The organism is Megasphaera sp. DJF_B143 (assembly GCF_900320625.1).
In the GTDB taxonomy this organism is placed as follows: domain Bacteria; phylum Bacillota; class Negativicutes; order Veillonellales; family Megasphaeraceae; genus Megasphaera; species Megasphaera hexanoica.
In genome coordinates this window covers 1-4931 of sequence record NZ_ONTA01000045.1, presented here as the reverse complement: position 1 = coordinate 4931, position 4931 = coordinate 1, and the positions used below count along the sequence as shown (strand labels likewise).

Here is a 4931-nt window from a genome sequence, read left to right as displayed (position 1 = left end):
TGATGTCGATAAAATGTTCCAGACGGAAGATTTCGTCGTACCTCTCGATAAGATTCCCGATATCACCAAACAGATTCCGGAACTCCGAGAAAAATACGGCCTGTATTGCGTAACCGTTGCTCACATCGGTGATGGCAATATCCATGTTCTGCCACTGAACAAAGAAGGCCTTTCTCCGGAAGAATGGTTCAACAAAATCAAAGCTTTCCATCGCGATTTGTTCCCCCGTGTATATGCTCTCGGCGGCAAGATGTCTGGTGAACACGGCATTGGCTTCAAGAAACTGGATGAATTTGCTAAATGCACGCCGGCTCCGGAACTCCATGTCATCAAAGCAATCAAGAAAGCACTGGATCCCAATAACATCATGAATCCGGGCAAACTCGTCGATATGACAGGCGATTTCGTTCAGGAATAAATATACAATAAAACCAGCTGTCAAGGTGTCCCGATTTGACCACTTCCGGCAGAAGGTAAGATAAAAATAGGTTGTCTCATAAAGCCACGTTGCTTTGTGAGACAACCTATTTTGATTTAGAAATGAGTATGAGATGCCGGGGGGGAAATTAGAAATGACGACTTTCCCGGAGACTTTCGTATTGGGCAAGGAGATTTGGCTTTTCCTCACTCTTATAGGTGAAATCCGGTTCGGCTGCTACGGCTTTTTCTACGGCAGCCTTGAAATCGTAGTATACCTGCCATTTGGATTCAACCAGGTCTTTTCCAGCCTGACGCAGGAGAAATGCCGGATGATAGGTCGGCATGACCGGTATATCATGCCAGGTGAACCATTTTCCCCGGTTGCGCATGATGCTGGCTGTATGCCCATAAAAATACTGGAAGGCTACCTTGCCGAGGCAGACGATGACTTTTGGTTGTACCAGTTTGATTTCTTGCACCAGATGAATATTGGCGCAGGCCTTCCCTTCTTCCAGGGTCGGGGTCCGGTTATTTTTGGGACGGCATTTGACAATGTTGGTCACATATACATGGTCCCGGGTCAGACCGACACTCCACAGAGCCTTATCGAGGAGCTGGCCCGATGGGCCCACGAGGGGAACGCCGTATTCATCTTCGACGCCGCCAGGTCCTTCGCCGACGAACATGAGCGGTGAATCGGGATCTCCGGAATAGCGCGTCGGCCCCCGGTTCCCTTCATGGCGTAATTTGCAGGCATCACACTTCATAAGCTCCTGGAGCCAATCTTGCATTTTGTCATTACTCATCGTTCTTTGCCTCCCCATAATCTGCTGTCAGACTGGCTATACCGGCGCCGGTAACCGAACAGATACAGGAGGCAGGCAATAGTACCTGGATTCCACGCTGACCGGCGCTGATACTGATGGTATCAAAATTCTCAGCAGATGTATCAATATACGTTGGAAATTGTTTTTTCATGCCAATGGGAGAACACCCGCCACGGATGTAGCCAGTGACACCGGGCAGGTCTTTGACATGGAGCAGTTCTACATGTTTGTTACCGCTGACAGCAGCTGCTGTCTTCAAATCCAGTTCCCTGTCACTGGGGATACAGAATACGACGATTCCCGTTTTATTACCCTTACCGACGAGTGTTTTGAATAACCGGGCCGCATCCATTCCAAGCTCAGCCGCCGCATGGATGCCTGATAAATCGTCTTCTGTATAGGCATATGTTTTAATATCGTACACAATCTTATGCTTATCCAAAATGCGCATGACATTCGTCTTCTTCACCTTTGCCATGTCCCATTCCTCCATCTATTGTTTCGATACTACTATAGCATAGGAAGACAGGGATTTCCAGAATTTTATATTCCGGGGCGCGTATAAGCCGTTGCATTGCCTGACAGCCTCTTATATAATAAATATGCGGGTTTGCATTTTTTGTATTAATGGGGGTGAGTCTATGAAGATAGCAGCGGTACAGGCAGCTATTTGTTATGGCGATGTAGATGCCAATTATCATATAGCCGATCAGGCCATGGAAGCGGCGGCAGCTGCAGAGGCCGATATCGTCGTATTGTCCGAGCTTTGGAATACATCGTTTTATCCGCTAAACGTATATGATCTGGCTGATGAAGAGGGAAAGAGAACAAAGGCTTTTCTTTCTGATGCGGCAAAACGGTATCATGTCCATATTGTTGGCGGTTCTGTTGCCAATAAAAAACAGGGAAAGCTGTATAATTCGACTTTTGTCGTAGATAAGACAGGTGAGGTAGTTGGAGAGTATGATAAGGTTCATCTGTTTACACCAGGAAAAGAAGATACGGTCTTTACGGCAGGAAACCATCTGAATATTTTTGAATTAGATGGCGTGAAAATGGCGTCGATTATCTGCTATGATGTACGGTTCGGTGAATGGGTGCGCATGGCAGCGCTGGCTGGCGCGCAAATTCTCTTCGTACCGGCGGCCTGGCCCAATCCACGGCTGGGACACTGGCAGATTCTGAATCAGGCACGGGCCATTGAAAATCAGATGTTCGTCGTAGCTGTCAACAGCTGTGGCCAGGCTGGAGAGTATCAATTCTGCGGCGGTTCCATGATTATTGATCCCTGGGGCAAGGTCCTTTCCCAGGCAGACGGACGGGAGCAGATTATTACCAGTGATGTCGATTTGTCGGTCATCAAAGGTATCCGCAGCAGTATTAACGTATTCCGTGATCGCCGGCCGGAATTGTATCAGCTCTGATGTGTGTTATAGTGTTATTTGAAAGAGAAGTGTTGGTATGGAAGGGGCTATACATGGCCTGCAGGGGATTTTTGAAGTTATTTTTATTATTTCCATCGGGTTTATTTTGTCCCGCAAGGGATGGTTTGACAGCAATACGAGTGCTCTTCTGACAAAGATTGTCATGAAAGTGGCTCTGCCTTTTTATATGGTAGTCAATATGGTCCGCGATTTTACGCACGATTCACTAGTACAGATTGCGCCGGATTTGGTACTGCCTTTTGCGTCTATTTTCCTGGCCTATTTTGTGGGAAGAATCGCGGCGGCAGTCCTACATATCCGCAAGGACCGGCAGGGGATATTCATTACCTGTTTTTTTATTGCCAATACAATTTTTATCGGTCTGCCTGTCAATCTGGCCTTGTTCGGTCCCAAGAGTGTGCCGTCGGTCATGCTTTATTATATGGCCAATACGACTATGTTCTGGACATTGGCGGTGTATCATATCGTCAATGACAGCACGGGCGGGAAGAATATGCCGCTTTTTTCTATGCAGACAATCAAAAAAGTGTTTTCACCGCCGCTGGAAGGATTTCTCATCGGCCTCGTTCTGGTTATGCTCGACGTGAAGCTGCCGGATTTCCTGGTCATGAGTTTCCAGTATGTCGGGAATATGGCAACGCCTTTGTCACTGATTGTCATCGGCATAGAAATGAGTCTTATATCCTGGAAAGATATTCATTGGGACCGGGATATCATCGGTGCCTTATGCGGCCGGTTCCTCGTCTGTCCCTGTTGTGTACTGGCACTGCTGCCGTTTATTCCCATTACGGATATGTCAGCGAAAGTATTTACCATGCAGGCCAGTATGCCCGCTATGACGCAAATGACAGTCGTGGCGAAATCCGTCGGTGCCGATGTGCAGTATGCAACAGAAATCAGTTTTCTGTCTATTGCCTTGGGACTGGTGGTCATTCCCCTTTATATGGCTATTGTCGGTTGAGGCGAAGGATTATATAATAGTAAAAGGACGGCTGTCCCTGTGCAGATGCCGTCCTTTTTATCTGAAACAAAAGGAGTAAATCATGTCTGTATATGATGAATTTTCTAAAAAGGTGCAGCAGTATGCTCCTGCTGCCTTTGCATTGAATTATGCGATTGCCAATGATCCCGAGTTATCCGGGGAAGAATATCATGCCTGTGCCCGCCACGTGGCGGCCTGCCGGGATGCCGGTATGGATGTGACGGAGCAGTTCAGCGGACAGGCTACGGCCTATAAGGCGGTTGCCTGCCAGACGGAGTCTCCGGCTTTACGGGTTGCCGTACTGGCTGAATACGATGCCCTTCCAGGTATCGGCCATGGCTGTGGTCATTCGGCAGGCGGGGCTATCAGCTTCCTGGCCGGGGCGGCATTTCATGGCATGACGAATCCGCCTGTATCCGTCGATGTCATTGGAACACCGGATGAAGAATTGCGGGGCGGTAAAATCCCCATGTGCCAGCAGGGAATTTTTAAAGACTACGACCTTGCCATGATGGTCCATATGTCAGCGTGTGAAACGACGCCTAATTCCCGTTTTCTGGCCCTCGATGATTATCGTATCCGTTTTCACGGACAGACGGCTCATGCGGCAGCTCACCCGTGGAAAGGCCGGAATGCGCTGAATGGGGCCATGCTGGCTCTCCATGCCATCGATATGATGCGCCAGCATGTAAAGCCTGATACGCGGATTGGTACGTACATCGTCAATGGCGGGACGGCTTCTAATATTATTCCAGACTATGCTGAAGTGGAATGCTGCGTCCGCCATTCTACCCGGACCTATCTCGACGAAGTGGTTCAGCGCCTGATGCATTGCTTTGAAGGTGCGGCCATTGCTACGGAAACGACCTTTGATGTATCCCAGCTGGGGTATAAATATGATGACCTTGTATGGAATGAAACGGCGACGGAAGTCGTGCGCGGCGTGCTCCGGGATATGGATGTGCCCTTTGTAGAACCTGACTGCGGTGGCAGCTCGGATATTGCCAACGTCAGCCATCAATGCCCGGTGCTCCACGTCCACCTGGCCATGGGGGATACGTTCTATCCGGACCATTCCAAAGAAATCGCCGATATGGTCAAAAACAAGGCCATTGAACCGGTCATCATCCGCGGTGCAGAAATCATCGGGGCAACCGTACTGCGTCTGGCGGAACATGAAGACTTGTGCAAGGCGATGAAGGAAGAATTTGATGCGGCGGAAAAATAATACAGCAAGCCGTTGAAAGAAAGACGGAC

6 protein-coding genes are annotated in these 4931 nt (G+C 48.9%); 4 read left to right on the top strand and 2 right to left on the bottom strand.

Annotated elements, in window-relative coordinates; translation table 11 throughout:
- A partial coding sequence (locus tag DBO31_RS01350) for an FAD-binding oxidoreductase (RefSeq protein ID WP_304466337.1) occupies nucleotides 1–418 on the top strand: 418 nt, incomplete at its 5' end.
- A 148-nt stretch (nucleotides 419–566) separates the two neighbouring features.
- Here DBO31_RS01350 and DBO31_RS01345 read toward each other — a convergent pair.
- Together DBO31_RS01345 and ybaK are read right to left on the bottom strand one after the other, a co-directional pair.
- On the bottom strand, nucleotides 567–1226 hold the full coding sequence (locus tag DBO31_RS01345) for a uracil-DNA glycosylase (protein WP_059075647.1): 660 nt from the start codon (nucleotides 1224–1226) through the stop codon (nucleotides 567–569).
- Nucleotides 1219–1725: a Cys-tRNA(Pro) deacylase gene (ybaK, locus tag DBO31_RS01340; protein WP_059075648.1), complete on the bottom strand. Its 507-nt coding sequence runs from the start codon at nucleotides 1723–1725 to the stop codon at nucleotides 1219–1221. Before ybaK ends, DBO31_RS01345 begins: the two co-directional genes overlap by 8 nt.
- 163 nt (nucleotides 1726–1888) lie before the next feature.
- Between ybaK and DBO31_RS01335 the strand changes: the two genes are divergently transcribed.
- The 3 genes from DBO31_RS01335 to DBO31_RS01325 all read left to right on the top strand — a co-directional run bounded on the left by DBO31_RS01335 (nucleotide 1889) and on the right by DBO31_RS01325 (nucleotide 4902).
- Entirely contained in the window at nucleotides 1889–2671 is a 783-nt protein-coding gene (locus tag DBO31_RS01335) for a carbon-nitrogen family hydrolase (protein WP_150824255.1), read from the top strand.
- A gap of 37 nt (nucleotides 2672–2708) precedes the next feature.
- A complete protein-coding gene (locus DBO31_RS01330; RefSeq protein WP_075581530.1) occupies nucleotides 2709–3653 on the top strand; it encodes an AEC family transporter in 945 nt (314 codons plus the stop codon).
- An 82-nt stretch (nucleotides 3654–3735) separates the two neighbouring features.
- Entirely contained in the window at nucleotides 3736–4902 is a 1167-nt protein-coding gene (locus DBO31_RS01325) for a M20/M25/M40 family metallo-hydrolase (protein WP_075581529.1), read from the top strand.
- The last annotated feature ends 29 nt before the right edge of the window (nucleotides 4903–4931 follow it).